General features: G+C 61.5%; 33 protein-coding genes and 1 pseudogene. 7 read left to right on the top strand and 27 right to left on the bottom strand.

The features are described 5' to 3' along the window. Positions 1 to 8 precede the first annotated feature (8 nt). Genes PSA7680_RS18765 through PSA7680_RS15385 form a run of 11 tightly spaced genes read right to left on the bottom strand, consistent with a single transcriptional unit; the run spans position 9 to position 7,631 of the window. Positions 9 to 176, bottom strand: coding sequence for a hypothetical protein (locus tag PSA7680_RS18765; RefSeq protein ID WP_043872279.1), 168 nt, complete (start codon positions 174 to 176; stop codon positions 9 to 11). Continuing rightward, entirely contained in the window at positions 176 to 1,747 is a 1,572-nt protein-coding gene (gene lnt, locus PSA7680_RS15430; RefSeq protein WP_085869600.1) for an apolipoprotein N-acyltransferase, read from the bottom strand. The genes PSA7680_RS18765 and lnt overlap by 1 nt, the downstream gene beginning before the upstream one ends. After that, positions 1,744 to 2,217, bottom strand: coding sequence for a signal peptidase II (lspA, locus tag PSA7680_RS15425; RefSeq protein ID WP_085869599.1), 474 nt, complete (start codon positions 2,215 to 2,217; stop codon positions 1,744 to 1,746). The genes lnt and lspA overlap by 4 nt, the downstream gene beginning before the upstream one ends. Before the next feature lie 4 nt (positions 2,218 to 2,221). Then, entirely contained in the window at positions 2,222 to 3,004 is a 783-nt protein-coding gene (locus PSA7680_RS15420; RefSeq protein ID WP_085869598.1) for a ZIP family metal transporter, read from the bottom strand. Positions 3,005 to 3,026: 22 nt separating this feature from the next. Next, positions 3,027 to 3,485: a DUF411 domain-containing protein gene (locus PSA7680_RS15415; RefSeq protein ID WP_009820119.1), complete on the bottom strand. Its 459-nt coding sequence runs from the start codon at positions 3,483 to 3,485 to the stop codon at positions 3,027 to 3,029. Between the two features lie 3 nt (positions 3,486 to 3,488). Further along, entirely contained in the window at positions 3,489 to 4,862 is a 1,374-nt protein-coding gene (locus PSA7680_RS15410) for a M23 family metallopeptidase (RefSeq protein WP_085869597.1), read from the bottom strand. Then, positions 4,859 to 5,485 (bottom strand): SCO family protein, encoded by a 627-nt coding sequence (locus tag PSA7680_RS15405; protein WP_085869596.1) that lies wholly within the window; start codon positions 5,483 to 5,485, stop codon positions 4,859 to 4,861. The genes PSA7680_RS15410 and PSA7680_RS15405 overlap by 4 nt, the downstream gene beginning before the upstream one ends. Further along, complete coding sequence (locus PSA7680_RS15400) at positions 5,485 to 5,952, bottom strand: copper chaperone PCu(A)C (RefSeq protein ID WP_085869595.1); 468 nt, start codon at positions 5,950 to 5,952, stop codon at positions 5,485 to 5,487. Before PSA7680_RS15400 ends, PSA7680_RS15405 begins: the two co-directional genes overlap by 1 nt. Positions 5,953 to 5,980: 28 nt before the next feature. Next, positions 5,981 to 6,640, bottom strand: coding sequence for a DsbA family protein (locus PSA7680_RS15395; protein WP_085869594.1), 660 nt, complete (start codon positions 6,638 to 6,640; stop codon positions 5,981 to 5,983). Continuing rightward, positions 6,637 to 7,059, bottom strand: coding sequence for a disulfide bond formation protein B (locus tag PSA7680_RS15390; RefSeq protein ID WP_007803474.1), 423 nt, complete (start codon positions 7,057 to 7,059; stop codon positions 6,637 to 6,639). The genes PSA7680_RS15395 and PSA7680_RS15390 overlap by 4 nt, the downstream gene beginning before the upstream one ends. Before the next feature lie 5 nt (positions 7,060 to 7,064). Further along, complete coding sequence (locus PSA7680_RS15385) at positions 7,065 to 7,631, bottom strand: SCO family protein (protein ID WP_007803475.1); 567 nt, start codon at positions 7,629 to 7,631, stop codon at positions 7,065 to 7,067. 213 nt (positions 7,632 to 7,844) lie between these two features. On the opposite strand from PSA7680_RS15385, the gene PSA7680_RS15380 reads away from it, so the two are divergent. The 5 genes and pseudogenes from PSA7680_RS15380 to PSA7680_RS15360 all read left to right on the top strand — a co-directional run bounded on the left by PSA7680_RS15380 (position 7,845) and on the right by PSA7680_RS15360 (position 10,814). Beyond that, complete coding sequence (locus PSA7680_RS15380) at positions 7,845 to 8,273, top strand: MerR family transcriptional regulator (RefSeq protein WP_007803476.1); 429 nt, start codon at positions 7,845 to 7,847, stop codon at positions 8,271 to 8,273. Between the two features lie 82 nt (positions 8,274 to 8,355). Beyond that, positions 8,356 to 8,976 carry a cation efflux transmembrane domain-containing protein gene (locus PSA7680_RS15375; RefSeq protein WP_008327361.1) on the top strand — a complete coding sequence of 207 codons (621 nt, stop codon included), beginning with the start codon at positions 8,356 to 8,358 and terminating at the stop codon, positions 8,974 to 8,976. A 69-nt stretch (positions 8,977 to 9,045) separates the two neighbouring features. After that, entirely contained in the window at positions 9,046 to 9,609 is a 564-nt protein-coding gene (locus tag PSA7680_RS15370) for a transglutaminase-like domain-containing protein (protein WP_007803479.1), read from the top strand. Continuing rightward, positions 9,599 to 10,102: pseudogene (locus tag PSA7680_RS15365) on the top strand (cation diffusion facilitator family transporter); the annotation flags it as partial. The gene PSA7680_RS15370 and the pseudogene PSA7680_RS15365, both read left to right, overlap by 11 nt. 31 nt (positions 10,103 to 10,133) lie before the next feature. Beyond that, a complete protein-coding gene (locus PSA7680_RS15360; RefSeq protein ID WP_217808353.1) occupies positions 10,134 to 10,814 on the top strand; it encodes an argonaute/piwi family protein in 681 nt (226 codons plus the stop codon). A 205-nt stretch (positions 10,815 to 11,019) separates the two neighbouring features. Here the strand turns inward: PSA7680_RS15360 and PSA7680_RS15355 are convergent, their stop codons facing one another. From PSA7680_RS15355 to PSA7680_RS15285, 16 genes are all read right to left on the bottom strand, one after another. Continuing rightward, complete coding sequence (locus tag PSA7680_RS15355) at positions 11,020 to 11,748, bottom strand: DUF736 family protein (RefSeq protein ID WP_043754112.1); 729 nt, start codon at positions 11,746 to 11,748, stop codon at positions 11,020 to 11,022. A 124-nt stretch (positions 11,749 to 11,872) separates the two neighbouring features. Further along, the gene (locus PSA7680_RS15350) at positions 11,873 to 12,175 is read right to left on the bottom strand and encodes a hypothetical protein (RefSeq protein WP_028288606.1); all 303 of its coding nucleotides are present in this window, start codon (positions 12,173 to 12,175) and stop codon (positions 11,873 to 11,875) included. A gap of 100 nt (positions 12,176 to 12,275) precedes the next feature. Next, complete coding sequence (locus PSA7680_RS15345) at positions 12,276 to 12,737, bottom strand: DUF6915 family protein (protein WP_028288607.1); 462 nt, start codon at positions 12,735 to 12,737, stop codon at positions 12,276 to 12,278. Between the two features lies 1 nt (position 12,738). Next, complete coding sequence (locus tag PSA7680_RS15340) at positions 12,739 to 13,125, bottom strand: DUF6878 family protein (protein WP_028288608.1); 387 nt, start codon at positions 13,123 to 13,125, stop codon at positions 12,739 to 12,741. Positions 13,126 to 13,246: 121 nt separating this feature from the next. After that, a complete protein-coding gene (locus tag PSA7680_RS15335) occupies positions 13,247 to 17,509 on the bottom strand; it encodes a strawberry notch-like NTP hydrolase domain-containing protein (RefSeq protein WP_085869593.1) in 4,263 nt (1,420 codons plus the stop codon). Positions 17,510 to 17,611: 102 nt separating this feature from the next. After that, the gene (locus PSA7680_RS15330) at positions 17,612 to 17,764 is read right to left on the bottom strand and encodes an antitoxin PaaA2 family protein (protein ID WP_009820264.1); all 153 of its coding nucleotides are present in this window, start codon (positions 17,762 to 17,764) and stop codon (positions 17,612 to 17,614) included. Beyond that, positions 17,754 to 17,918 (bottom strand): hypothetical protein, encoded by a 165-nt coding sequence (locus PSA7680_RS18760; RefSeq protein WP_176244158.1) that lies wholly within the window; start codon positions 17,916 to 17,918, stop codon positions 17,754 to 17,756. Before PSA7680_RS18760 ends, PSA7680_RS15330 begins: the two co-directional genes overlap by 11 nt. 94 nt (positions 17,919 to 18,012) lie before the next feature. Beyond that, positions 18,013 to 18,531 carry a type II toxin-antitoxin system YhaV family toxin gene (locus PSA7680_RS15325; protein ID WP_085869592.1) on the bottom strand — a complete coding sequence of 173 codons (519 nt, stop codon included), beginning with the start codon at positions 18,529 to 18,531 and terminating at the stop codon, positions 18,013 to 18,015. After that, complete coding sequence (locus PSA7680_RS15320) at positions 18,528 to 18,854, bottom strand: type II toxin-antitoxin system PrlF family antitoxin (protein ID WP_005668772.1); 327 nt, start codon at positions 18,852 to 18,854, stop codon at positions 18,528 to 18,530. The genes PSA7680_RS15325 and PSA7680_RS15320 overlap by 4 nt, the downstream gene beginning before the upstream one ends. A gap of 124 nt (positions 18,855 to 18,978) precedes the next feature. Continuing rightward, on the bottom strand, positions 18,979 to 19,632 hold the full coding sequence (locus PSA7680_RS15315; protein ID WP_085869591.1) for a DUF6927 domain-containing protein: 654 nt from the start codon (positions 19,630 to 19,632) through the stop codon (positions 18,979 to 18,981). Then, a complete protein-coding gene (locus PSA7680_RS15310; protein WP_058243472.1) occupies positions 19,632 to 20,225 on the bottom strand; it encodes a hypothetical protein in 594 nt (197 codons plus the stop codon). Before PSA7680_RS15310 ends, PSA7680_RS15315 begins: the two co-directional genes overlap by 1 nt. 76 nt (positions 20,226 to 20,301) lie before the next feature. Next, positions 20,302 to 22,284 (bottom strand): ParB/RepB/Spo0J family partition protein, encoded by a 1,983-nt coding sequence (locus PSA7680_RS15305; protein ID WP_043754129.1) that lies wholly within the window; start codon positions 22,282 to 22,284, stop codon positions 20,302 to 20,304. 154 nt (positions 22,285 to 22,438) lie between these two features. Further along, positions 22,439 to 22,828: a DUF3768 domain-containing protein gene (locus PSA7680_RS15300; protein ID WP_043754131.1), complete on the bottom strand. Its 390-nt coding sequence runs from the start codon at positions 22,826 to 22,828 to the stop codon at positions 22,439 to 22,441. 88 nt (positions 22,829 to 22,916) lie between these two features. Beyond that, a complete protein-coding gene (locus tag PSA7680_RS15295; protein ID WP_043754132.1) occupies positions 22,917 to 23,126 on the bottom strand; it encodes a DUF6330 family protein in 210 nt (69 codons plus the stop codon). Between the two features lie 23 nt (positions 23,127 to 23,149). Further along, positions 23,150 to 24,088, bottom strand: a complete 939-nt coding sequence (locus PSA7680_RS15290; protein ID WP_043754134.1) for an ArdC family protein — start codon at positions 24,086 to 24,088, stop codon at positions 23,150 to 23,152. A 40-nt stretch (positions 24,089 to 24,128) separates the two neighbouring features. Then, a complete protein-coding gene (locus tag PSA7680_RS15285) occupies positions 24,129 to 24,614 on the bottom strand; it encodes a hypothetical protein (RefSeq protein ID WP_043754136.1) in 486 nt (161 codons plus the stop codon). Positions 24,615 to 25,058: 444 nt separating this feature from the next. Here PSA7680_RS15285 and PSA7680_RS15280 point away from each other — a divergent pair, with 444 nt between their 5' ends. After that, the gene (locus PSA7680_RS15280) at positions 25,059 to 25,409 is read left to right on the top strand and encodes an MbcA/ParS/Xre antitoxin family protein (RefSeq protein ID WP_027264271.1); all 351 of its coding nucleotides are present in this window, start codon (positions 25,059 to 25,061) and stop codon (positions 25,407 to 25,409) included. After that, the gene (locus PSA7680_RS15275; RefSeq protein WP_043754138.1) at positions 25,409 to 25,921 is read left to right on the top strand and encodes an RES family NAD+ phosphorylase; all 513 of its coding nucleotides are present in this window, start codon (positions 25,409 to 25,411) and stop codon (positions 25,919 to 25,921) included. The genes PSA7680_RS15280 and PSA7680_RS15275 overlap by 1 nt, the downstream gene beginning before the upstream one ends. The last annotated feature ends 268 nt before the right edge of the window (positions 25,922 to 26,189 follow it).

Here is a 26,189-nt window from a genome sequence, read left to right as displayed (position 1 = left end):
AAGCAATCTCAAGACGTGATGCGCAAGAGGATCACCGAGGCGAAAAAAGCGAGTAGGCCGAAAGCAATACCGAAGCCTGTCGCGTATTGAAGTATATCCAGGCGGTTCCCTTTCTGCCGTTGCGCCAGATAGCCACCCCAGAGCGCCCCTCCGACAAAGCCTGCGAGCACCAGCATCACGATTCCTCCGATTTTGATTTTTCTGAATTGAAACGTCGTCTGGCCGATCCGACGGTAAAGGCTAAGGCCCAGACCGCACAGATGAGCGCCAGCGATGTCCAATCACCGAAACGTGCGTAAGGTGTAGGCGCAAGCGCTGTCGGCAGGGTGGCATCTATGACTCCAGTTTGTCCGGTCTCGAGGCGCGCGATGATCTCTCCCTTGGCGTCGATGATCGCGGATATCCCAGTGTTGGCCGCCCGGACCACGGGAAGTCCCTCCTCGACCGCGCGCATCCGCGCGGAGGCGAGGTGCTGCTCGGGTCCGATGCTGGTTCCGAACCAGGCATCATTTGTGGCGTTGAAAATCCAGTCGGGGCGGAAAAGGTCATCGACCACGTGGCCCGGAAAGATGATCTCGTAACAGATCGCCACCGCGACCAGAGGCGCGCCAGGGATCGCCAGCGTGCGCGGCCCTGGTCCCGGCGTGAAATCGCCCAACCCTTCGGTCAGCCGCTCGATGGGCAGCCAGCCTTTCAGGGGCACATATTCCCCGAACGGAACAAGATGATGTTTTGCATACCCCGTCAGAACCTCGCCGCTGCCGTCATAGGCCTGAACCGTGTTGAAATATCTGGTTCCCCCATCGCCCTCCACTCGGTCAGGCGCACCTGTCAGTAGGATCCTGCCGTCTGGCAAAGCTGCAGATATCCGCGCGCGTGCCGCAGCATCTTCGTCCAGAAAGCCGGGGAAGGCCGTTTCCGGCCAAAGCAGCAAATCGAAACGTCCGGGTTGCGCGGACAAGCCCAGGTATTTTTCCAAGGTTCGCTGGCGGCTGCCCGGTACCCACTTCTCGACTTGTGGCACATTGCCTTGGACGATGCGCAAAGCAACGTCTGTCGGCGGCACGTCCTGCCCTGACCGAAGCGCACCGCCAACCCAGAAACCCGCCACAGCAACGGCGAAGAGCACGAGAACAGGCGCGCGTCTCTTTGGCGCCGCCACAGTCAACACACCTGGCAATATGCCGATGAAGACCGTGAGAAAGCCCAAACCGTAGCTTCCGACCCAGGCGGCGGGTTGGCGCAGGGCGGCATAGTCGACAAGGGCATAAGCGGCAAGGTTCCAGGGAAACCCTGTCAGGACATGACCCCGCAGCCATTCCGTGGCCACCCAGCAGGTTGCAAACAGCAGGCCCGCCGCAATGCCGCCGACAGCTCGGCGCTGCATGATGGCGGCAAAAAGCATCGCCGCCATGCCCGGGAAGATGGCAAGTCCGGCGGACAGACCCGCGACCGCCGGAATCGCCAGTGCGCCGAAACGTTCGGCATCGACGTAAAAGCTCTCGGCGATCCAGGAAATTCCAATCCCGAATTGGCCCAGTCCGAAAGCCCAACCGACAAGGAAAGCGCGCGAGGTTGAGATGTTCCGGAGAACGATAAAGAGCACGGAGAAGGCGACAGGGACCGCGATGAGCCAAGAAAACGGCGGAAGAGTCAAAACCGTCAATCCGCCGGCAGCAAGGGCAAGACCCATGCGCTGGAACAGGTTCAGGTCCTCACTAACGAACTGCGGCAATCCCGGCTTCATGAATCGGTCTGAAGTCGAGCGCCAACCCACGGCGCAATGAGCAGCAGCATCACGCCGCCAACCACAAAAACATCGGCCATGTTGAAGGCAGGCCAGTGCGCCGTCCCGATGTAGAAATCGAGGAAATCCGTCACCGCACGATAGCGCAGGCGGTCCAGAATATTGCCGAGTGCACCGCCGATGATCGCACCATAGGCAATGGCCTCGACCCGGCTGCTGGTACGGACCAGCATGAACGCCAGCCAGACGCAGATGCCAAGCGCCAGTAAGACAAGGTTCCACCACGGCGCGCCGCCGAGAAGCCCGAAGGTCACTCCGTCATTGCGCAGGTAGATGAGATTGAAGCCGGGAAAGACCGATACGCCGGAACTAAGAACAGTCGCATTGGACACAACGATTGCCTTCGTTGCCTGATCGACAAGAAAGGCGATCAGCGCAGCAAGCAGACCGACGAAGAGGCAAGTTCTCATCAGCTTATCCCAGCCAGACGTCGAGGAACAACATGATCACAAGACCAACGGCGAGGCCGAGCGTCGCCCTGTTCTGATGGCCGGATCGGTGGGTTTCCGGAATGATCTCGTGGCTGATGACGTAGAGCATCGCACCTGCTGCGAAGGCGAGACCCCAGGGCAGCAGCGGTTGCGAAAGACTGATAATCCCTGCGCCGAGAAGTCCACCGACGGGCTCGACGAGACCGGTCAGAGCGGCGATGCCCCAGGCGCGAAGCCTGGAATAGCCCTCGCCGAGCAACGAAACCGCCACCGCCAGACCTTCGGGGGCATTCTGTAATCCAATACCGATCGCAAGTGGCAACCCGCCCGACAAACCGTCAGCCCCGAACCCGACGCCGACGGCAAGCCCTTCGGGAAAATTGTGGATAGTGATCGCGATGATGAAAAGCCAGACGCGCCGCAGCGATGCAGAGTCAGGGCCTTCCCGCCCCGACTTGAAATGCTCATGCGGCAGCCGTTCGTTCATCAGAGCGACCGCGCCCATGCCAAGCAAGATAGCAACACAAACGATGGCCGCCGGGAGAGCACCGTTGTCGAACTGTCCTTCGGCTGCATCGAGAGCCGGGATGATCAGCGAGAAAAACGATGCAGCGAGCATGACACCCGCTGCAAAGCCAAGTAGCAGATCGCGTGTAGCCCGGGATGGGATGCGCCCGAAAAGAACGGGGATCGCCCCGACCGCTGTCAGCGATCCGGCGGCCAGACTTCCTAGAAAGCCAAGGGTAATTGGGGAGAGGGGTTCCAAGCGTTGAGGTCTCGTCGATACGTCAGTCAGCGGCCGAATAACTGCTAAAGATCTCGGTCGATCCATCGCCGCGGATCAGGAAGACCTCATAAGCCTCTCGATCGTCTTCCGGTCCCATGCCCGGCGATCCATAGGGCATTCCGGGCACCGCCAACCCCACTGCATCTGGACGCTCATCCAACAAACGCTGAATGTCTGATGCCGGTACATGTCCTTCGATCACGTAGCCGTCGACCAAAGCCGTATGGCAGGAGACCATGCGCTGAGGCACGCCATTGTCGAGTTTGAAGCGCACAAGAGATCCCCCGAACATGTCCTCGCCTGTCGGCGCGAATCCGCTTTCCTCGAGGTGCTTCATCCAGGACAGACAACAGCCGCAGCCGTTTGTCTTCCGGACATCAATCTGGATCGCATCGGCGACCGCTTGCGCTGCGGGAAACAAGGCCAGCGTGACTGCAAGGGCGGGAGCCAGTCGTTTCATGGATTAAAGCCTTTCGGTTGTTGTTTGCACAAATTCGCTGGTGAGCCTCTCGGCCAGTAGCGAGCGTGCCTCAGCCAATCGCTCAAGTGCGGCCGTGTCGTCCGCTTCACGCTCGGCCGCCTCTGCCAATCGGTCGTCAGAGAGAGGGTCGGTTGGGCGACCGTCCACCAGCACTTCGTAATGTAGGTTGGGGCCTGTCGCGGTGCCGGTCGCACCGACGCGACCGATCATGTCTCCGGCCAAAACGCGCTGCCCTTGTTCGAGTGTGTCCGGCACCTCGCTGAGATGTGCGTATCGTGTCAGGGTGTCGGATCCATGCGCTATCTCCACCACCCGGCCATATCCACCACGACGTCCGATGAAGCTCACGCGTCCGGGTGCTGTCGCTTTCACCGGCGTACCGCGGGCCGCAGCAAAGTCGACCCCGGTGTGCATGCGCACATTCCCATAGACCGGGTGTGTGCGACGGCCAAAGACGGAACTCAGCCGCGCTCCTTCCACCGGTTGGGCAAAAACACGCAGGACCTCTCCATCGACATAGATCGTTGCTTCACCGCTGCCGTCATCCGGCCAGACGATCTCGTAGACCGTTTCACCAAGGTCCAGTGTGGCAAAGGCAAGTTCGGGCTGACCGATCCTCTCGTTTCCGTCGCGGGCTTCGCGCCAAAGAATACGCATCGTCTCGCCACCGGAAAGTTCGCGTCGAAAATCTACTGTGCCGCCCAGCATCTGCGCCATGTCGACCGCAAAACGAGCAGGGATGCCTGCTTTGTCCAACGCCGCGAAGACAGAGCTTTCGATCACTGCCTCGCCCGCGAACGTCACCATTTCAGGGTCTGGCTCCAACACGCGTGTGACAAGTTCTTGACCAAAGACCGTTTCGATCCGCACCCCATCGTCAACTGCCAGTTCCACGCGGCTCGGATTTCCGTCCACCTTTGAGATCACAGTGATCTCATGGCCCGGGCGCAATCGGCGCAGGTCATATTCTGCACCAAGCGCGAGCGCGATTTCGGCACGCGCAGGCGCAGCGATACCCGCGTTCGCCAGGACCGCATCCAGCGTCTCGCCCGACGCGATCTCACGCGACCAAGTGATCAAAGGCGGTTCAATCTCGGGCAAGGCGGTTTCTGCGAAGACAGATTGCAAGAGCGGCAGAGGTCGCATTGGGCTAGCATTGTCGGCGTGAAATGCAGCGGGCGGTGTCACATCGTAGTCGGCGATCTGAGGCATCGAGAGCGGATCGGGAGTCCAGAGGGTCGCTTCAGCAATCGCAGGAGGCACTGGCTCTTTAGAAAGAACGCCAGAAATGGCGATGGCGGTCAGCGAAAAAGCGCCTGCGACCACAGCGCTCGCCAAAACAATTCTAATCTTCATGTTGCCCCCTCTACGTCTTCTGTCAGTGCACGCCGGATCTTCGGCACTGCGAATTCTCTTGGCTCGTGATAGTCAATCATGGTGACGAGTTCACCCTTGGCATCGAACAGGAATACGCTTGCCGTATGGTTCATTGTATAGTCGCCGCCTTCGGTCGGGACGCGCTCATACGAGGCACGAAATCCTTCTGCAGCGCGGGCAATTTGGTCTTCCGGCCCCGTCCAGCCACGAATGACCGGATGAAAATAGCCGACATATTCGGCCATGGCCTCGACCGTGTCCCGCTCCGGGTCGACCGTGATGAAGACCACGTTCATCTCTGATGCTTCGTCGCCCAGTTCCTCAAGCCAGCCGGAAATATCCGATAGGGTCGTCGGGCAGACGTCCGGGCAGTAGGTGAACCCGAAAAACACCATTGTGGGACGACCGATCAGGTTGCCAGGCCCTACCTCATTTTCCTCGTGGTCGGTCAGCCGGAACTCCATCGCCGATAGGGGCAGGGGCCGCTGCCCTTTTGGTTCAGGCGCACCGGGCCCGTCCACCCGCCACCAGCCCACGAAGAGCGTCAGGCCAAGAACGCCGGCACCGGCTGCGCCGTATAGAAGGAGCTGCCGACGTTGCATCAGCCCTCCGGTCCACGCGCGGCGATTCCGAGGATTGGGACCTCGACCGTCACCTTGCCGCCATCCGAGAAGGTCAGTGTCAGCGGGAAATTCTCGCCTTCGGTCATCGGCTCTTGCAGCTTCATGAGCATGGCGTGCAACCCGCCCGGCTCCAATGCCACGCTTTGGCCGGGCTCAATCGTGATCTCGCCTGCAGGCGCCATGGAACTGACGCCATCGGAGTTGGTTTTCGACTCATGGATCTCGGGCATCATTGCCAGCGGTGTCGCAAGTCCGGTCAGCGTAACGGCGTCTTCACCCGTGTTGCGCACAGTCATATAGGCCGCACCAGGGCGATTGACCCCGATTGAAGCACGGGACCACGCGTTTTCGACGACCACATCCTCCGAACCGGCAAATGCCGGAGTCGACATGCCCGAGAGTAGCAAGACAAGGGGCAAACCATTGATGTAAGATCGTTTTGTCATGAAGAATTCTCCTGTATCTGGCCGAGCATCAACTTTGGCTGGCCGCAACTTCCGCAGCCACCAGTCGCCGCAGTTCGGCCTCACCGAACGGGTCTAATGGCTTGGCGTTGACGAAGAACGTGGGCGTTTGTCGCACGCCTACCGCTTCGACATCAGCGCGGTCCTGATTGAGCACCGCCACAACACCGGGGGCCAGCATCTGTGTCCGGGCAGCTTCGACATCCAGACCTCCGCTTGCTGCAATCTCAAGGATCAATCCGGGTGCCGGGGTCCCGTGAGACGCCCATCTGGGCTGCTCTCGCAAGACTGCCTCGAGCACAGGTTCAAACACGTCCTGCATGCGCGCCGCCTCGAGCACACGGATCGCTTCTACCGACGCCTCGCCGTGAAAAGGCGTATAGCGGATTACAACGCGCACCGCGTCTCCGTGCTCCGCCATGATATCCTCGACGACCGGATAGAAAGCGCGGCATGCCTCGCAGGCCGGGTCGAAGAATTCAACGATGGTTACGGGCGCATCCTCGGGCCCGAGGATCGGGGAATAGGGTCGGATCAGCGCGTCGGCCATTTCAGGGTCGATGGGATCGGACGCGGCAATCGGGTCGGGGCGGGTGGCATACCAGGCGGCACCGCCGAAACCGGCGACCCCGAGCGCGAGAACGGACAGGATGAGGCCGCGTCGTTTCATTTTTGTGTTTCCTTCAGTGAGAGAGCCGACAGCAGACCGATCATCGCGAAGGCGACGAGCGCCATCAAAGGAATCGGAATGCCGAAGACCAGTTGATTGTCGTCGGTACAGGATGGGCCGGTCGCCGTGCAGGGCTGGATACGCTCGGGGATAACGCCGACATAGAGGCCCAAGTGCCAAAGCGCGACGGCGGCACCGCCCAAAGCCAGCGCGATCCCGTAGCGACCCACGCGCCGATCCTGCCACCACAGCCCAAGCCCGAGGATGATGGCCAAGGGGAACATGAAGGCACGCTGGAACCAGCAGAGCACGCAAGGTGTCTGCCCCAGAACCTCGCCGATGAAGAGCACGGCAAGCGACGCGGTGAGCGCGATGATCCAGGCCAGGCCAAGGGCCGTCTCTCCGGAAAGTCGGGTCATGACGATCAGATCCTCTGTCTCAGATCGGCGAGGATCTCTTCGGCGGGCGTGCCGTAGGGCCAGGAGTCCGCGAAGCCTGCTTGCGTGTCGAAAAGGAAAAGATGCGACGTGTGACCCATCGTGTATCCGCCCGGCGCAGTCGCCTGCTCGATCCGCTCAAAGAATATCGGAAAGGTTTCGGATGTCGCGGCGATCTGCTCCGGTGTACCGGTCAGCCCGATGATCCCTGCGTCGAACAGGGGCACATACTCGGCAAGTGCAGTCGGCGTATCCCGCTCCGGATCAATCGTTATGAAAATCGGCTGAACCATTGCTGCCTCATCGCCCAGGCCCTCCATCACGGCCGCGACTTCGGACAGTGTTGTCGGACAGACGTCGGGGCAATTGGTGAAGCCAAAGAAGACCAGCATCCAGCGCCCTGCGAAATCTTCGTCCGTTTGGACCATGCCGCGATGATCGGTCAGTTCGAAATCAGCAAGAAACGGTGGTTCACTCTCGGTGCGGGCAAGATCGGCACGGTAGTCGGACCATAGCAACAGCCAGATGAAAACGAACGCCGCCGCGCCCGCCAACACCCACAATACCTTCTGAAGACCTGAAAGCCTCACGCCGCTCCGCCCGAACCTGATTCTATATTTTGTGTGCGTTTACATCCTCTAGCTACTGTAGGTTCAAGCGTGATTGTCATCGATCGGCCAACAATCACCGATCTGTGAAACTCGGGTGAAGCTTGTGATGCGCACCGCATAAAGCTACACCCACTGTAGGTAATGTGGGGAGCGGAAATGCTGACGATTGGGACGCTGGCGAAGAAGACCGGAACAAAGGTGCAGACCATCCGGTATTACGAGCAGATCGGACTTATGCCTGAGCCCGGCAGGACCGAGGGGGGCCAACGACGCTATGGCGACGCCGAACTCGACCGCTTGTCATTCGTCCGGCACGCACGGCAACTGGGGTTCTCGTTGGACGCGATCCGTGAGCTCCTCGATCTCAGCGATCATCCGGGAAAGTCCTGCGCTGAGGCGGATGCAATAGCCCGTCGGCAACTCAAACAGGTCGAGCAACGATTGGCGCGGCTCGAGGCGCTGCGGACGGAATTGAAGCGGATGGTGCATGAGTGCAGCGGCGGACAGACTTCTGATTGCCGTGTGCTCGAGGTACTGCGCGACCATTCCGAATGCCTGACCGACCATGAAGAGATCGGCGCCTGAGCAATTTCGACGACCTTTGATCGGAACGCAAAAAGCCCGGTGTTAGTTACTCATTGGCAATTCACTAATTTGGATACCCGGCATGGCGGAGCAGAGAAACGCAACGGAAAGACGCACACTCTGGATCGTGCTGGGTCTCAACATCGGGCTGGCAGTCGCTTTCTTCGCCTCGGGCGCATTCGGCGAGTCAAGCGCGCTTATCGCCAATGGCCTCGACAATCTGTCGGACAGTTTCGTCTACGCGATCAGCCTCTTCGCGCTGTCCCGCTCCGCCAAGTGGAAGCGCGGAGCGGCGAACGTTTCGGGCGGCCTGCTGATCCTCTTCGCCCTTGGAATCCTGTATGACGCGTGGCGCCGCTACGTCGGCGGATCGGATCCTCTTGGCACGATCATGATTGTCATGGCGCTGGTAGCGGCGGCCATCAACGCACTTTGCGTCTGGCTGCTGGCACGGCTTCGCGATCCAGACGTAAACATCCGAGCGGCGAATACGTTCAGCTGGAACGACTTCGCGGCCAATCTCGGAATCGTCGTCGCAGGCGGGCTCGTAGCCTGGCTCGGAACGAATTGGCCGGACCTTGTCGTGGGCGTGATTGTCGCCGGCATCGCGGCCTGGGGTGGCGTCGGAATCCTGAGAGACGCGCATGGTGAACACCACAAGGCGGTGCACAATGACGATCAGGTAACCAAGGACTCGGCCTGAAATCGGGGCTTGAAGCTACAGTGACTGTAGCAACTACATATTCTCGTGAACGATTCGAGGAGGTATCCCGTGAACCCCGCCGACCCTCACTTGGCCAAAACCCGGCTGCTGGATTTTGACGCGACCTCAATTGCAAAACTGATCGAGGAGCGCGGCTGGGCAGACCTTCCCAGCGACGACCGAATTGGGGCCATCTACGATTTCGTCAGGAACGAGATTACCTTCGGCTACAACCGCGCCGACGACATTCCGGCGTCCGAGGTCCTCGCAGATGGCCACGGGCAGTGCAACACCAAGGGCACGCTCCTCATGGCCCTGCTGCGTGGCGTGGGAGTTCGCTGCCGACTGCACGGGTTCACAATCCACAAGGCGCTTCAGAGAGGCGTCGTTCCGGAACTCGTCTATCCCCTCGCGCCGTCCGAAATCCTCCACTCCTGGGTAGAGGTGGACTTGGGCGACGGATGGGTCAATCACCGCCAGAACTTCGGATTTGTGCGCGACTTGCTCTATCGCCACGTCATCCGTCACTGGATGAATGCCAGGGTTCGCCGCATCCGCCGCGGAATCTTGCCGCCGGTCCCCGGATTCGATCGGCCGAACCACCGCCATGAGGAGACGAACCGTGCCGCATGATCACGGCCACGCCCACATCGATCCTCAATCCGGTGATCGTCGCGTCTCCATCGCCATCTGGGCCAACGGCCTCCTGACGGTCGCGCAGATCGTCGGCGGGATCCTTTCCGGCAGCCTCGCGCTGATCGCGGATGCCCTCCACAATTTCTCGGACATGGCGTCGCTGGTGATCGCCTTCTTCGCGCGTAAGATCGCTCGCCGCCCGGCGGACAAGCGCATGACCTTCGGCTATGGGCGGGTAGAAATCGTCGCAGCGCTCATCAACTACACGACACTTATCCTGATCGGCTTCTACCTGATCTACGAGGGTGGCATGCGCATGATCGACCCACCAGAGGTACAGGGCTGGACGGTGGTGATCCTGGGCGGTGTGGCACTGGTCGTCGACACGTTGACGGCGCTGCTCACCTATTCGATGCAGAAAGGCAGCGTGAACATCCGTGCGCTCTTCCTGCACAACCTATCGGACGCTTTGGCCTCCGTGGCGGCTGTCGAACGTGCGCGAAGGAGTATGCTACATCGGGATGGTCTACAAGAACCTCCCAAACAACCGCGATAATCACGTCTGCTGCGCGGCGCAGATGTTTTTGAGTGAAGGCGATGGCGTGGTGTTCCGCGGCGCGAATGGCCCTTGGAAGACCGGCAAGTACGAATACCATCTAAACGCTGACGCCGCGAAAGAACTTCTAGAGACTGTGATAGAAGCGTACCGGGATCTGCACTCCGAGCCGCCCAAGGAACTCTTCATCCATGGGCAGGCGTCATTCAACGACGAGGAGTGGCAGGCCTTCTGTCAGGCGGCTCCGAAGGGGACGAACGTCGTCGGTGTACGGATCAGACCTACGGGTGGTGACGCAAAGCTCTTCCGTGCAGGCGACTACCCCGTGATCAGAGGAACGGCTCTAAGTTTAGACGAGAAGAACGCCTATCTTTGGACGAGCGGCTACGTCCCGCAGCTGGATACGTATATCGGGCCTGAAACACCCAACCCGCTTATGGTGACGATCCTGCGCTCAAAGCGTCATAAGCCAGAGATGCGGACGGTACTTGCTGACATCATGGGACTGACAAAGATCAACTACAACTCGTGCAACTTCAACGATGGGTTGCCGGTAACAGTCCGCTTCGCAAAGATGGTCGGAGACATCCTTGTGATGGGTTCGGCGCGGGAGGGCGGACCGCAGCCATTCAAGTACTATATTTGACCGGGCTGTTTTCGGGTGTGTGTTCGGACGCGGGGCAGGCCGTTCTAAGGGCTGCCGCCATCTTATGTTTTGGGGCCGTTCGCAACCTGAACGCGCCTGGCAAATCACTAACTGACCTTACTTTCATGCAAATGGACATTGTAAGAGGGGAACCGTGATCCCACGGCTCCCCTTTCGGTGCGGATCGTCTAATCTCGCGCGTTGGTCACGCGACCAGCGACAGCCCTGCGCCTGCGTCCTGTGGCTGCTCACCGCTGTCGATGAACGGGATGATCGAGAAGGTCTGCCCGCCGCGCTGCTCTTCGTTCTGCACGGCGTTGACGCGCAGGTCACCGTAAGGCGTGTTGATCAGCAGCGTCAGGTAGTCATTGCCCGTGCGGCTGCTTTTGGCCATCCACGCCGAGCCGACGCGGATCGGTGTGCCCCGGGGCGAGCTGACCTCGATCCGGTAATCGGGGTGGGTCTCCTCGGTTTTGTAGCTGTTCTCGATCAGGATGAACTCCAGATCGAACATCATGTTGGCGATGTAGCCGGCGAAGGCGTTGTCGGCGTCCATGGCGGTGAGCTCGCCCGAGATCGAGCCGGATTTCATCAGGCCGTTAGAGACCAGCGCGATGATCTCGAATGCGCCGCTTTGGGTCGCGCGCGCTTCTTTCGTCTGTACCGCGTTGACCCGGAAAGGGCCGAGGCCGACATCGATCTGCATCGAGATGTAGGGGTTGCCGCTGGTATTGCCGGTTTCGTTCCAGGCCGTGCCGATGCGCACCTTGCGGCCCGACTTGTTGATCGCCGTCACGTCATAATCCGGGCTGCGCGCGGACATCTTGGCCCGTGCCTCAAGCTGGATGGCGATGTCAAATCGCGTCGAGTGGATCATGCCGGTGTATTCGGCGGCGGCGGTCTCGACATTGCGGGTGAGGGTTCCTGCGAACATGGGATGGTTCCTTTTGGATTGGCCGGTGCCTGACGTTCTTGCCAGCGCATCCGGGATTGCTTTCTCGACCCCTCCTGGGATCACAAACCAGAAAGCTTGCTTTCCTTTCAGCCCCGCCCACGGGTCAGAGCTGCCGTCCGAGTGGGCATGCCCCCGCGCGTTCGGGTGCTGCGCCCCTCCCCTGCCCGTCTGGTCTTGATTGGCTACCCGGATTTTCCGCGCTGTCCTTCGATTGCGCGATGAAGAACTCCGCCTCTTTTCCGTTCAACCGGTGCCCGCTCCGGTCGGTCAGGCCGATGCAGCTACCGTTCGGCACAAAGGTGATGAGGTACTGACCGAGCCGGTCCTTGTGGACAACGTAGCCGGTATTGGCCCAGTGCACGGTCTGACCGGCATCGACGGCCGCCTTGATGTCTTCGAATGTCATGTGATCCTCCTCAAAAAGATTGCTGGGGAAACGACGCAAGAAGCCTGATCTTCCGACCGGGCTTCTATGCAGCATTCGTTTGGCAAACGACCGAGAGCTGTCAGGCGCTTTGCGTGGCTTGCGTCGCGCGCGCCGCCATCCAATCTTTCAGGCCGAGAACCGTTCTTCCGGCGGCCACCTCGAATGCCCAAGCAACCCTTGGATCGCCGCAGGGCTCCCCGCTGAGGTGCTGCTCGATATGGCCATTGGCCATCCATGGCTCAGGCTGTATCCGTCGCAGCCAGTCCGCCATGCTCGGAATGCGGCCCTGGCAGTCTTCGCGGACATGCTGCTCGCCGATCCAGCGCACGGGGATGTCCCGACCCGCGCTATTGGTCAGGGTCAGACCGAAGACACGTTCGGCCTCGAACAGGCCTTGAGCATGATGACGCAAGGCGCGGTGCGTGAAGAGGGCGAGGTGTTCTTTCGAGGCGTCGAACCAGTCGTGGATGTCCTGATAGTCAGATGGCACCCCACCGAATTTCCGGGCAGAGCTTTCAGCATGATGAAGCGGATGGGCCATCTCAAAGCCCGTCGTCATAGCTGTGCGAGCATTCAACGTAGCGGTCGGCGTGATCGAGGGTGATGCTGTCTGCTGCAATGTCCCAGGTCAGCGTGCCGTAGCCGCCCTCGTTGTTCTCGAACCCCGGATGATGGTGATAGGCGAGTGACCAGGCGAAATCGCCCACGGCGGTGACAAGCGCTTCCGGCAGTTGGACCTCCGCAGGCTGCACATTCACGTCCTCGACATTGCCGGAGTCGCCATAGCCTTCGTATTCGGCGGTGACCTCGTTGATGCCAAGCGCGCGCAATTGCACGATCAGTTCCGCTCGGGTTGCTTTCAGGGTGGTTTCGTGCTCGGCGCGCCACTGAGCCGCCATTGCGGCATAGTCGATCTGGGGATTGGTCATGGGTCTGTCCTCTTATCAGAAGTTGGGGGGCCAGGCGTCGCATTGGTCAGCGCGCGCCCGGAAAGCGCAGACCGGCCAAATCCCGATCCGCGACGCCCGACCCAAAGCCCGCTTTGGCTTTTCAGGCGGCTTGGTCTGCCGCGTTGCTGGTTCCCTGCCCCACAATCCGGGCCAGAATGCTGACCGTGTCGATCCCGTCCCCATGCGGCAGGAACACCCGCAGCTGGAAGGCAATGATCTCGGTGAAACACCCCATGGCCTTGAGGCCTTCGATCATGCCCTTGTCCGCACCGCCCAGCTCAAGGCGCATCTCGCCTGCGACCCGGCGACGGGTCAGCGTCAGACCCCGGCCCAGATCGACCGGCGTGGTGGTGCCAAGAGCCGCAGTCAGCATCTCCTGTGGCGTTTGCGGGTTAGAAACGAGGAAGCTGGCGCGCAGCGCGGCCGCCCCTTCCTCGCTCAGCGTGCGCCCGATCATGGCGGTCGCCCCGTCCGGCGTGACGCGGTAGATGCGTTCATTCGTGGTCGGGATGTCCTTCCAGATCGGCAACAGCAGCCCGGTCAGCAGGTAGAGCTTGGTTGTGGTGGTTTTTGGCAGGGACGCTGCCTCGGCATCCCAAAGCTTTGCAAACTCGGGCCTGTCGATGTCTTCCCAGGCCGAAGACGTGAACCGAGCCTCTTCGAGATAGCTAGACCCGTTTGGCCGCACCGCCTTGCGCATCAGTGTGACAATATCCTCGTCATACATCTGCATGGGGCGCGCCGAGATGAGCGCCGCGCGACCGGAGGCGCGATTGACCATCGGTAACTTGTCGGGATTGCGCGACATGGCCTCTTCGGCGTCCAGCACATACACTGGGTCGGTGACCTCCAGCCCGATAATCCGCGTCACGGCGCCGGATTTCGGGCAGGTCCAGAGATCCTCTGTGGAGACCTGTTCGATCTTTTCGCCGCGCAGGGTTTCCACGCCGAGATCGAGCGTGCCTGCGGCCCGTGCCCGCTCGGTCTGATCGGCAATCCGGTTCATGAACTCCGCAAAAAGCCCGTTCTGAATGTGGATGGGAAGGGCAAGCACCCGATTCAGAAACCGCTGGATCGGGGGAAGCTCCTCAAGGAGCACCCCGTCCTTGTCGATCAGCCGCAGGGCCGTCCAGTCGGTGAAGCTCTCGTAGCTCATCGCCTCGGCGCGCCCGGCGGCAAGATCGGCGAAATACCCACGCAGCGCGGCCCGTGCGATCGGGCTTTCGAGATTGTCCTCCTCGCGGAACATGCCCTGCGAGCCGGTCTCGCGCTGACCCTTGGTCAAGGCCCCCAGCTGGTCGAGGCGCTTGGCTATAGTCGAGGTGAAACGCTTTTCGCCATGCACATCCGAGGTGCAGACCCGGAAGAAAGGCGCGCTGACCTGGGCAGAGCGATGCGTGCGGCCAAGTCCTTGAATGGCCGCATCGGCGCGCCAGCCGGGCTCCAGCAGGTAGTGCCGCCTCCGTTTCTGGTTCTTCGCCGTTTGCGCCGCATGATAGGACCGGCCCGTACCGCCCGCATCGGAGAAGATAAGGATATCCTTCTCACCGTCCATGAAGGCTTGGGTTTCGGATGAATTGCTGCTGGCGGCGCGCTTTTCGATGAAGAGATGACCATCCTCGGCCTTCAAAGGGCGGATGGACCGACCCGTGACCTCTGCGACGGCCTCGTCGCCAAAAGCCCAGAGGATCTGATCGAGCGCCGAGGGGATCGGGGCGAGCGTCATCAACTCCATCATGGCCGCATCGCGCAGGGCGAGCGCCTCGCGCGAGACAACGAGCGCCCCGGTCTCATCCCGCAAGGGTTCCGCCACCATATTGCCGTCGATCTCCACGAGCTTTTGCGCATGAATCGGGAAGGCCTGTTCGAGGTATCCCAGGACGTAGTCGCGCGGCGTTAGCGCGCCCTCGACCAGCTCGTCCTCCGGGTCCATCGTCTCAAGCCGACGTTTGAGCAGACTCTCGCCCGTCGAGACCACCTGGATGACGCAAGCCTTGCCCGCCGCCAGATCGTCCTCGATGGCGCGGATGATGCTTGGAGCTTTCATGCCCATCAGGAGATGGTTGAAGAAGCGCTGTTTCGTGCTCTCGAAGCGGGACTTGGCCGAGGCGCGTGCGGCCGATGCATTAGTCTCTCCCGAGGCGTCGTTGACGCCGGTCGCTGTCAGCGCGGCCTCGAGATTGTGGTGGATCGTCCGAAACGAAGCCGCGTAGGCGTCGTAGATCTCGATCTGCGCCGGCGTGAGCGCGTGTTCGAGCACGTCATACTCCACGCCGTCGAAGCTGAGGGCGCGGGCCGTGTAGAGCCCGAGCGTCTTGAGATCGCGGGCGACCACCTCCATGGCGGCAACGCCGCCGGCTTCCATCGCCGACACAAAGCTCTCGCGGCTCGGGAAGGGGTATTCGGGGCCCTGCCCCCAGAGCCCCAGCCGCGCGGCATAGGCGAGGTTGTGCACGCTCGTGGCACCCGTGGCCGAGATGTAGAAGACGCGAGCGCGGGGTGCTGCCAGTTGCAGCCGCAGGCCCGCAAGGCCCTGCTGGGAGGGTTTGACCCCCCTGCCCTGCTCGGACCCGGCCGCGTTCTGCATGGCATGGGCTTCATCAAAAGCGAGGACGCCTTCGAAGTCTTCGCCCATCCACCCAAAGATCTGGCTCAGCCGCGTGGTGCCGCATTTGCCCGCGGACCGCAGCGTGGCGTAGGTGACGAAGAGGATACCGTCGCCCATCGGGACAGGCTGGTCCGGTTTCCATTTGGAAAGCGGTTGGATGTCGGCGGGCGAGCCGCCGAGATCGGTCCAGTCGCGGATCGCGTCCTCGATGAGCGTGGCGGATTTGGAGACCCAGATCGCCTTTCTGCGCCCGGCAAGCCAGTTCACGAGAATGAGCCCCGCGCATTCGCGCCCCTTGCCGCACCCGGTGCCGTCGCCGAGGAAATAGCCGAGGCGATAGGCCCATGCGTCTGGATCATCATCGGCGCGCGTCAGCTTGGTTTGGTCGTCATCGATGGTAAACCGACCGGGCAGATCGCGCCCATGGGCATCATGCGCCATGATGATGGTTTCCAGCTGCGCCTCGGAGAGATGTCCCTCCTCGATCAACCGTGCGGGCAGCCGCAAGTCATCACTGCCCGTGTTTGAGGGCCTGGGCGGGGCAACCGAGGCCATGGCGATGCTCTCGACGAGCGGCGTGGGATGTTCTTGCGCACCCGCGATCTCGATCCGCTGCGGACGGTAGCGCGCATAGATATCCGAGACCGGCGTGTTATCACGGGGGACCTCAAAGCTTGTGAAGCTGAGCGGGACAACGGCATTGGCCCGGGGTTTGGAGGCGGCGACAGGCGCAGCGGCGGTCTTGCGCGGGGCAGATGATGGAACGACCGGTTGCCTATGAGGGATCGCCGCCGCCTGTTGTATGGGCCGCATATCGGGCCGGGTCGCGGCCACGGCGTCGACAAAAGGAAGGGCTTCGTCCAGATCGCACAAAATGGCGCGGATCATCTCGCCGCCCTCCTGCACCTTGTCGAAAACCATCAGCTGGGTTTCTACAGAGGTGCCGAGCTTGCGGTAGACCTGCCCCGGCATCGTCAGCGCCAATCGCGGCGTCAGGAGACCGCAGGCGCGGGACCAATGCGCGGCATCGCGTTCGGGCGTGAACCCCGGCGGCATGATCGCCACCAGCCGCCCACCGGGCGCGAGACGCTTTGAAGCCGCGATGAGATGTTTGGCGGCGATGTGCTTGTCCCGCGACCGATCGACCGAGGAGCCGAAGGGCGGATTCATCACCACGACGTCGGGTAGAACCGGCGTCTGCAGCAGATCATCGATATGCTCGCCGTCATGGCCTGTGACCACTCCGCCGAAAACCGCGCGCAGGAGGCGCTGGCGAGAGGGGTCGATTTCATTGAGCAAAAGCGTGGCACCGGCCCGGGCGGCGAAAGCAGCCAGGGCACCGGTGCCAGCCGAAGGCTCCAGCACAGCCTCGCCCTTGCGGATCGCTGCGGCCCGCACCACCAGCGCCGCGAATGGCAACGGCGTGGAAAACTGCTGCAGCCGGATCTGCTGCTCGGAGCGGCGGGTTTCCGTCAGCAGCCGCGAGGCAAGCAGCTTTGCAGCGGCGATGTCATCTGCCGCGCCGTCCCCACGCAGCAGCACCTGAACAGCCGCGGCCTGCATCAGGTCATATGCCATGCGCCAGTCCCAGGCACCGCCGGCATCGCTGCCACGGAACGTCTCGCGCATGATGCGCGCGAGCGCTGAACTGCGCAGGGGCTGGTTGTCGACCTCCGCGCCGATCTGCGCGAGGGCAGAGGCGAGGTTAGCGTCGGATTCAACAGGATTGGGGAGCGTTGAGAGAGGCTTGGACATGGGGAATTCCTTTGGATCAGGGTCTGAGTTCCAAAGGACAAAAAGCCCGCTTTTGCTTTTCAGGGTGACGGGGGTCAGACCGCGCTGACCTCCAAGGCTTGGTCAGGACTTGGGTTCGACCTCCCGTTTCGCATCAATCAATGCCTGTGCGGCCTGCATCACCTGAACCTGAGATGTTCCCGTGCATTCCTCCTCCAGCGCGGCCTGCACCTTCGCGCGAAACCACGCGTCATACGAATTGACATCAGCCGCCACGGAAATGCTCCTCGAGCCTGAAATCCAGCAGCTTGCCGAGGTCATCGGGCATGTCTACAACGCGCACCGGAATTGGGAAACGGTGCCGCGCCAGATTAGGCGCGAATTGCTCCTCTTGTCCGGGGTGCCGCCCATCCATTTCCGCCTCAATCATTGTTCTATCTCCGACCGTATTATCAGCCGATGCTACATCTTCCAGCGGGGCGTCGTAAACGATAATGCCAAAGGGTCACAGCAAGCTGGCCCACTTACCGATCGGGCACCGCTTCAAGGGAAGTTTCGAACCGCTTGCCCGCCGCTGCAGCTTCGTTCAAGAGCGCGTCGAAATTGTCAGGTGGATTGCCATCTTCCAACATCCCTTTGAACGTCGCATAGGCATCCGTCTTGCTGCCGTAGGCGCGCAGGGTCTTGTCATCGTTCACCCAAGCCACCACGATGACCTTCGCATCGCTGTTGAACCGATAGAACAGCCGATACTGCTGGAAGAATTTCGCCCGGAACCAGTGCTTGCGGTGATCGCCGAGTGTGCCGCCTTGCCGGAAGGCGGCGGCACCCGGATCTGCAGGTATGGCCTCGGTGACCAGCTTGAAGATGGCGGCCAGCCGTTTCGTCGGGTTTTTCTTGTGCCAGGTCTTGGGATCGCGAGCCTTACGCGCCTCTACCTCCTCGACCAGCCCTTCGAGCTGGTCCAGAAAGAGTGGGTGCGCATAAATCGACCATCCATTCACGACAAGGGGCGCTTGGGCGGGCACGCTATCGCCGCTCATTCATCCTCGAGCGATAGCGGCGCATCGAGATCGACATCAACGTCTCCGACCAGTGCTGCAAGACGGTCATGCAAAGCCCCATCGAAAGCCCGAATGCGGTCCGGATGCGCCTTGATATCGGCCTCGACAAAATCGAGAAAGGCTCCGAGCACGGGATCTTCCTCGTCGCTGCGCACGGGCTCGATATAGACCCTGCCACTCGGCTCGGTGCAGTAACGAATCTGGTCGCCCTTGCCCAGCTTGAGCTGTTTGCGCACACCCGCCGGCACGGTCGTCTGATACCGATCCGTGAGTTTCGAGACATCTTGTGCGAGGGCTGTCATGGCAGTCTCCTGAAGAAAAGGTTCTTTGCTGCCCGCGATAGGTAATGCATTTGCATTGCCTTGTCAAGACAAGCCGCAGCATCTGCTGTCGCCGGGCAGGTCGATGAACCGTCCGGCGCAGGACCTAATTTCGCCCCGCCAGGAACTCCGCCAGCACCGGGCTAGCCGCACCTTTCGCGGAGCTGAGCAGCTCCGAGCCCGCAAGCGAGGCCTTCGACAGGCGTACGAGCCCACCAGTTTCCTCGATGCGGTAGCAGCGGCGCTTTTGCCGCCCGCGCCTGTAGTGGGTCGCGGTGACAATCTGGCAGGTACTGCCATCGGTGAGCGTCACAGGTGCTGCGAGCTTGATCTTGTCGCCTTCCTCGTAGTCCGGGATCGCAGCCCAGTCCTGGCAGCGCTGGCGCCAGGCATGAGCATAGCTGTCTGGGTCTTTCAGCTCGGACAGCAGGGCCAATAGGCTCAGTGGCGCGCGGGATTCGACCGGTCCCGCGCTTTCCTCCATGTCCTTGTAGCCCCAGCAGCCGTCATCATATCGGGTAAGGAATACGGCGGCGAAAGTGATGGAGCCATCCGCATCGGTGACATAGGTCGTGTCTTCGACAGGGGTGCCGTCGATATTTGTGACCTTTGCCGCCGCGTACCAAGTCGAACCCACCTTGCAGGCTTTGACCAGTTCCGTCTTGCGCCTTTCGCCATGAGAGGTGCAGAGCCGGGCAATCTCCGCTTTCTCATCCGCATAGGTCTGAACGCGGCGATCGGTATAGAAGAGCCAACCCATTACGCCACCCTCCGGTCATCGATTTCCATAAGCGCATCAAGCGGCACGCGGTAGGGCTGCATCGCGTCGAAATCCTCACAATTGCCGCAGTTCTGCACGATCGCGAAGGTGTCGCAGGCATCCTTTAGGATGACCCGGAAGGTGCCGCCGAGGCCCGAGGGCACTTCGTAGGTTCCGCCGATGAGATAATCCGAGGCCCGGCGCACGAAGACGCGGATGCTGTGGCCATCCGTGGCAAGCCGGATCGCCCCCTGCCCCCGGTCGATGAGCACCTGCACATCGTCGAGAATGTCCGTGTAGAACTGACCGGTCAGATCGCGGAACGACATGCGGCGCTGCGCCATCCAGTCGGTGTCCCGGAACGGGTTCATGCCGTCGGCGAAGGCAAAGGAGGGATCGGCCTGCTCGGTGGTGACGATACGGGTGGTCGTGCCATCGATGCCGTTCGAGCGCAGATGCACACCATTGCCGACGATGAGGATCAGGGCCGGCCTGTCCACGGGCCCGTTCCAGTTGGGCAGGAAGGTTTTGCAGGCGCGCGCATGCGCGATTTGCGCCGCAACAGCGGACGCAGAGAACTTGAGAATAGCCATGGGGATGTCTTTCTGTTCGGTTTGGAAGGGTCGACCCGCGCGGGCGGCATGGTCCACGCGCGGGTCGCGTGAGGACTCAGGCCGCTTGCGCGATGTCGCCGTCAGGCTCCGGGGTTTCCGCCGCGGGCTCCGCCTCATCACAGGCGACACCGGCTGTCTGCATCATGGGCGGGCACCAGGCGGCCACGGCAGCGCGCTGCGCGTCCGTGAGCGTGGCGAAGGGCTCGGCGAAGAGCTTGTCACAAAAGGCGACGATCTCCTTCTTGCTCGACGAGGCCAGCGTCACCGCCTCCTGGGCGAGACCCAGATCCTCGCCGAGGATCTTCAGGAGCCAAGCCTTCTTGAAGCGGTTGAAGAGCGCCGCATTCGGCGTCCAGTGGGAGCGGATGTCGGGCATGATCTCGATCTCGAACGCATGCATCAGGCTGTCGCGCTGGCGGTCCCGCGCGAAGCAGGACTGCGTGGTGCTGGCCGTGGCATAGGCCACGAGCTTGGCCTTTTCGCCTGCCTCCAGCGCGCGAAACGCCGCGAACTGATCGGCGGGCGCGCGGGTGTCATCGAGCCAGGAGAGGTCCAGCGCCTCATGCGCCGCCGCCACCTGCTCGAGCGAGGTTGCGTCGATCTCGTCCATCTTGGCATGGCTGCGGTATTCCTTGCGGGCATCGATCTTGATCGCCTGCGTGACACTCATGCCGCTGGCCAGAACGTCGCTCACCAGCTTGAAGAGCGTCAGATCGAGCGTAGCTTCCGGATGCAGCGCCATCGCGGCCCCAAGCGCCATGGCTCGCTCGGTCTTGAGGTCCTCAGCCAGTGAGGCCGGATAGGTGATTTCGCCGGCGTCTGGGGCCTCCTCCCCGGTCGGGCTAGCCGAGGAGCCGCGCGCGCCCTCCTTTTTGACGGTGTCTTCCGGGCGGACGAGGCCAACATGGAGGGTCACCTGCCCGCCCGACCAGGACGCGATTACCCCAGACCGCGCGAGGTCCTCGGCGCTGTAGGCCTCCTGCAGGTCGCGGGCTTCCTCTTCCAAGGCGTCCACGCGCTCGTAAAGCGCGTTGTAGGCACCGTCCTCGAGCCCCTCATCCTCCATCTCGAGCTGCAGTTTCTCAAGCTCGGCGGTGATCTCATCGATGCGCTTTTGCGCAGCCTCATCAGGCTCGATCGGGCCGGGATAAACGCGGCCGTAGTCGGCCATGGTCGCGTAATCATAGCGGACCATGGCATCGGCCCAGGCAAAGCCCAGCTTTATGCGGGCCTCTTCGGCGGCGGCACCGAGCTTCTCGAGCAGGATGGTCTCGACCAGCGCGGCGTCTTCGAGCACGGAATGCTCTTCCAGAAGGTCAGCGGCGACAGCGCCGCCCCGCGCCTCGTAGTCCGCGCGCACGAAGGCCCCGATATCGTCACTGACCTGCACGCCGCGGGATTTGAGCGCCTGGCGGACCGTATAGGCCTGCAGGTAGCTATCTTCCTTGGTGAGCGCCTCGAAGACTTCGCGCTGCACCTCCTGGCTCGGATGCTCCGCAAAGGCCTTCATCGTGTCGAGCGTGATCGTCTTGGCCCGGGCCGCGGCGCGGATGTCGGGGTGGATTAGGCCATAGCGCAACCGGCCTTTCACGGCCGCCACCGTGGTGCCGAAGGTCTTTGCGATCGTCTCGGGCGTCTGGTCGTCGACCTCCATCATCCGCGCGAAAGCCTCGAACTCGTCGATGGCATTCATCGGCGCCTGGGTGATGTTCTCAGCGAGCGACAGGGCCGTGGTGACATCGCAATCCTCTGGCACAAGACGGCAGTCGATCTTGGCCTTCGCCGTGAAGCCTTTCGCGGCCCTGTCCGCGACCAGCTCCTTCAGCGCGGCATGCCGACGGCCACCGGCGAGGACAGCATATTTGCCGTCGAGCTTCTGGACCATGAGCGGCTGCAGGAGACCCAGAACGGCGATGCTTGCCTTCAGATGGGCGATGTTCTCAGGATCATAGGTTTCCGGCGAGTTGCTGCGCACATTGGCGGGATGTGAGACCAGATCGCCGATGGCGACGGAGACGGGTTTGAAGCTTGTGGTCATGGCGTTTCCTTTTCGGTGGGTTTGGAGCGGCCCGCGCATTCAGATGCGCGGCCAATCCCCGTCTTCAGGGATCACCACAACAAAAGGCCCACTCTCCCTTTGAGGGGTCAGCGGGCCTTCATCGCCTGGGCTGTCAGGAGGGGTGTCCCCTCCCCTACCAGTCGCGCGCCAGCATGATGGTCAGCACGCGCATGGTGGTGGCGGGATTGTCCGGGGCCTCGGCGCCATAGCGGAAGTCGGAATCCGCTTCGTACAAATCCAGTTTCCAGAACACGGTCTCGCCGCGGACCTCGACCGCCCCGAAATCATGCCATCCTTCGGGATCGTTCTCGGGCTCGAAGGTCTCGAACATGCCCGTGGCCTTCACCGCCTCGGCCATGAAGCCGTCACCGGCATTCATAATTGAGCGGGTGACATGCATGCGGCCCTGAATAGACTGGGCGGTTGGCACACCGAGGCACGCGAGCTTGCGAAACGCGTCGTTCTGCGCTGCGATCACACTCGGATCAGGGCGGTCTGTCTGGGGTTGTCCTGTCATGGACATGGGGTGCTCCTTTGAGAAGTTGAAACACCCTTCCAAAAGCCAGCTTTTTCTTTTTCCCCCTGGCGGCAGGACAGAAGCAGAAGGGGCCCTACCCGAACAATCGCTTGGGTCTGTAATTCGGGTTGGGGATGGTTTCGATCCAGCCGCCTTGGTGCTTGATGGTCTCAAGTGCCGCCGAGAGCGGATAAGCGCCCTCGGACGGGCTCCACCAATAGGCGCCGTGCTTGAAGGTGATGATCTTGCGGCGGCCGTCGTTGAAGCAGGCCACCCGCAGCGTCTTGGGTTCCTTACGTGACATGGGCGTCTCCGTTCTCCCTGTGGTCAGGCGGCCTTGGCTCGGCCCCCTGCCCTGCCCGCCTCCGATCTGGCGATCAGGTAATCACAGGCGCGCTGCGCATCCGCGGCGTGCTTGAAGATCGCACCCTTGTCCGACCGAAGAACGCGCAACCAGTTATGGAGGTAGGCAGCATTCATCTCGAGCGTATGCGCCGTAAAGCCGAGCGTCTGACCCAGGAACACCGAGGTCAATTCCGCGACGATCTCCTCGCGCGCGTAAGAGGTGTTGCCAAACTTCGAGAACCCGAAATCACGGTTCAGTCGATGCCGGGCCTTCGTGGCATGGGCCAGCTCATGCGCCCAGACCCCGTAGAAATTGCGCGGGTCCTGGAACCGCGTGATGGATGGCATGTAGACCTTGTCCACGGGGGGCAAATAGTACGCCTCCGTGCCCGTGAAGACGGTCGTGATGTCGATGGCATCGAAAAACGCCTGCATGTGCGGGATGGGCTCGGACGGCGGATGCTCGGGCGCGGGCTCCGGGTCTGGGAAGAAGCTGTCGGGCAGGCCATCGATCTGGCAGGCATTGAACACGCGGTAGGATTTCTGGAAGCGGAAGATGCGGGCTTCCTCGGAGCGATCATCGCCATCGCTGCGGTCGTCCTCGCCGCCCGCGTCTTTCCGGCTTTGGCCGTAATAGACGACGACAGAGGATTTCTCGCCCTTGCGGACCTTTGCGTCCAACGCATTGGCCTGAGGCAGAGTCATCCAGAAGGGAGAGCTGTGGCCCGCCATCACGGTCCGCATCGTCAGCAGGAAGTTGTTCACCCCCTGGTAGGGTTCGCCGCCCACGCGCAGGGGGCGTGAGCTGCCGCCTGCGGTCCAGGGCTTGCGCCACGGCAGGACGCCGCGCTCGATGATGCGGATGATTTCGTTTGTGATGACCTCGGAGGCATCGAATTTGGGCGTGGGGGATCGGGCCATGGCTGGCCTCCTTTCGAATGTTTGTGAGAGGGAGTGGTGATCAGATTGACTGACGGGGCCGCGGATCGTTGACGATCCTCGCGCCGAGCCGCTCGACCGTGTCGATGTAGGTGGTCAGCGAGACGCACCTGCCGGCACCTGAAAGGTCAGGATCGACAGATCTGTCCCGCGCCACCCGCGGCAAGTTCGCGAATGCGATAACATCGGTGACGGGTCGGATATCGATGAACGGGGTCCCTCGTGCGACCGCAAGAGCGGCCAAGGGAAAGCGTTCGATCGGCGCGAAAGTCGACACTGTGGTCCAGCCGAGATGAAGGAACGTCCCACCCTCCCCGCAGATCACATGCGCGTTTGGCAATAATGCCGCCTGCCTGAGGTAGCCAAGATCGCGCAGGACGGTCTCGCGCTCGAGTTGCCGCGATAGCGCCGTCTGGCCAGTTCTGCGCAGCTCTCTATGCCGCCACCAGGAGGCGGCGGTTGTGCGGAGCACGCGCAAGACACCTGTTTCCATTAGAATGCCCTTCATTAGGAAAGACAGACCGGAATCCGGTCCGGACCCATCCGAGGGACCCCAAAGGCCCTCATCCGTCAGTCACAAAACCCGAAGGACACTTTTACTTTTCAGCAGCCAACTGGTCCGGGGTAACGGCCGAGGGTCCGACACCACCGCGGACCCCAGTGACGGCATGCAGTAAGTGGCGGTTTCGATCCAAGATCGGCAAGCCATATCGGCAACTCCGGCCCGACTGCTGCAGTCTTTCTCATATTATCAATAGCTTATCTGACGTTCTCGATCGGCAAAAGCGCTCCAACGGTGACCTCTCAGGCCCAAAGATCAGGATTTGCTTCGTTCAGAGCACTGCAGCGTTACGGATAAGCACGGGAAACGAAGGCGCAGCGCCTCCTGTCAGCTTGAATTTCAGCGATGTTGCCGCTATATACCGTCAGTATCACCGTAGGAGCATAGATCATGCACATCACGAACTTTGCTGAAGCTGGGCAATTCGAACCGCGCAAGATCGCCGCGGTGCTACGCACATCAGCAGAAGAGATCGCATTGACCGTCGGCTTGGGCAAAGACGCGTTGCAGAGGCGAGCCCGCATCGGTTCGGACAAGACGCAGCGCCGCCTGCGCGAATTGGTAGAGGTGCTGAACAAAGTTGAGCCCCGCTTCGGCTCGGAACTGATGGCCTATGCATGGTACCGGTCAGAGCCCCTGCCCGGCTTTGATGGCCGGACAGCCATGCAGCTGGTGCAGGAAGGCAAAGCTCAGCAAGTTCTGGAATACATCGATGCGGTCGATGCGGGCGTCTTTGCCTGATGCCGCTGAAAGATGGACGCTACACAGGGCCACTCTATCGCGCCCTGAACCCGGTCTATGCGCGTGAACCTCTGTCCGGACGAGGCGCTGAACTCTATGGAGGGCGCTTTAACGCCAAGGGCACCCCTGCCCTCTACACCTCGCTGGATCCCGCGACCGCTCTTAGAGAAGCCAACCAGGTAGGCAGCCTGCAACCCACGATCCTGGTGTCCTACAAAGCCGACCTTGGGCCTATTTTCGATACCCGCGATCAGGACAAGCTCGAACGGTATGGTGTGACCGAGGCGATGCTTGCCGACTCTGCATGGCGCATGAAGATGCTCGATGGCCAATTGGTACCGACACAGGAGCTAGCACGCGCCCTTATAGCAGATCGGTTTGCGGGGCTTCTGATCCAAAGCTTTGCGAAGGGTGCGTCATCAACGGACTTCAACATCGTCCTGTGGGCCTGGACTGCCAACAAGGGTTCTTTGGAAGTGGTGGATGACGAAAAGCGGCTGTCGCGCATGTGAGTTGTGAGACTTGGTGCCGGATCTGTCCACCGCGGTGGACATCGGCGGGTCGGAGGTACATGGATTGACTGTGTAGTATCGCCCTAGTGGAATTTGGCTCTGTCGCTTTGATGCATGTGGCGAGACCGCGCGTCATTGGACTAGGTCGTGAACTCATAAACGGGATTCCGTTTTTGGCGGTGTGATGATTCACTTTCGGAAACGGAGGTGAGCATGACGGGCAGACACGATGTGAGCGATGCGGAATGGGCGGTGATCTCGCCGCTGT

The sequence above is a fragment of the Pseudoruegeria aquimaris genome, assembly GCF_900172235.1.
GTDB lineage: Bacteria > Pseudomonadota > Alphaproteobacteria > Rhodobacterales > Rhodobacteraceae > Pseudoruegeria > Pseudoruegeria aquimaris.
This window is presented reverse-complemented; position numbering and strand designations above follow the sequence as displayed.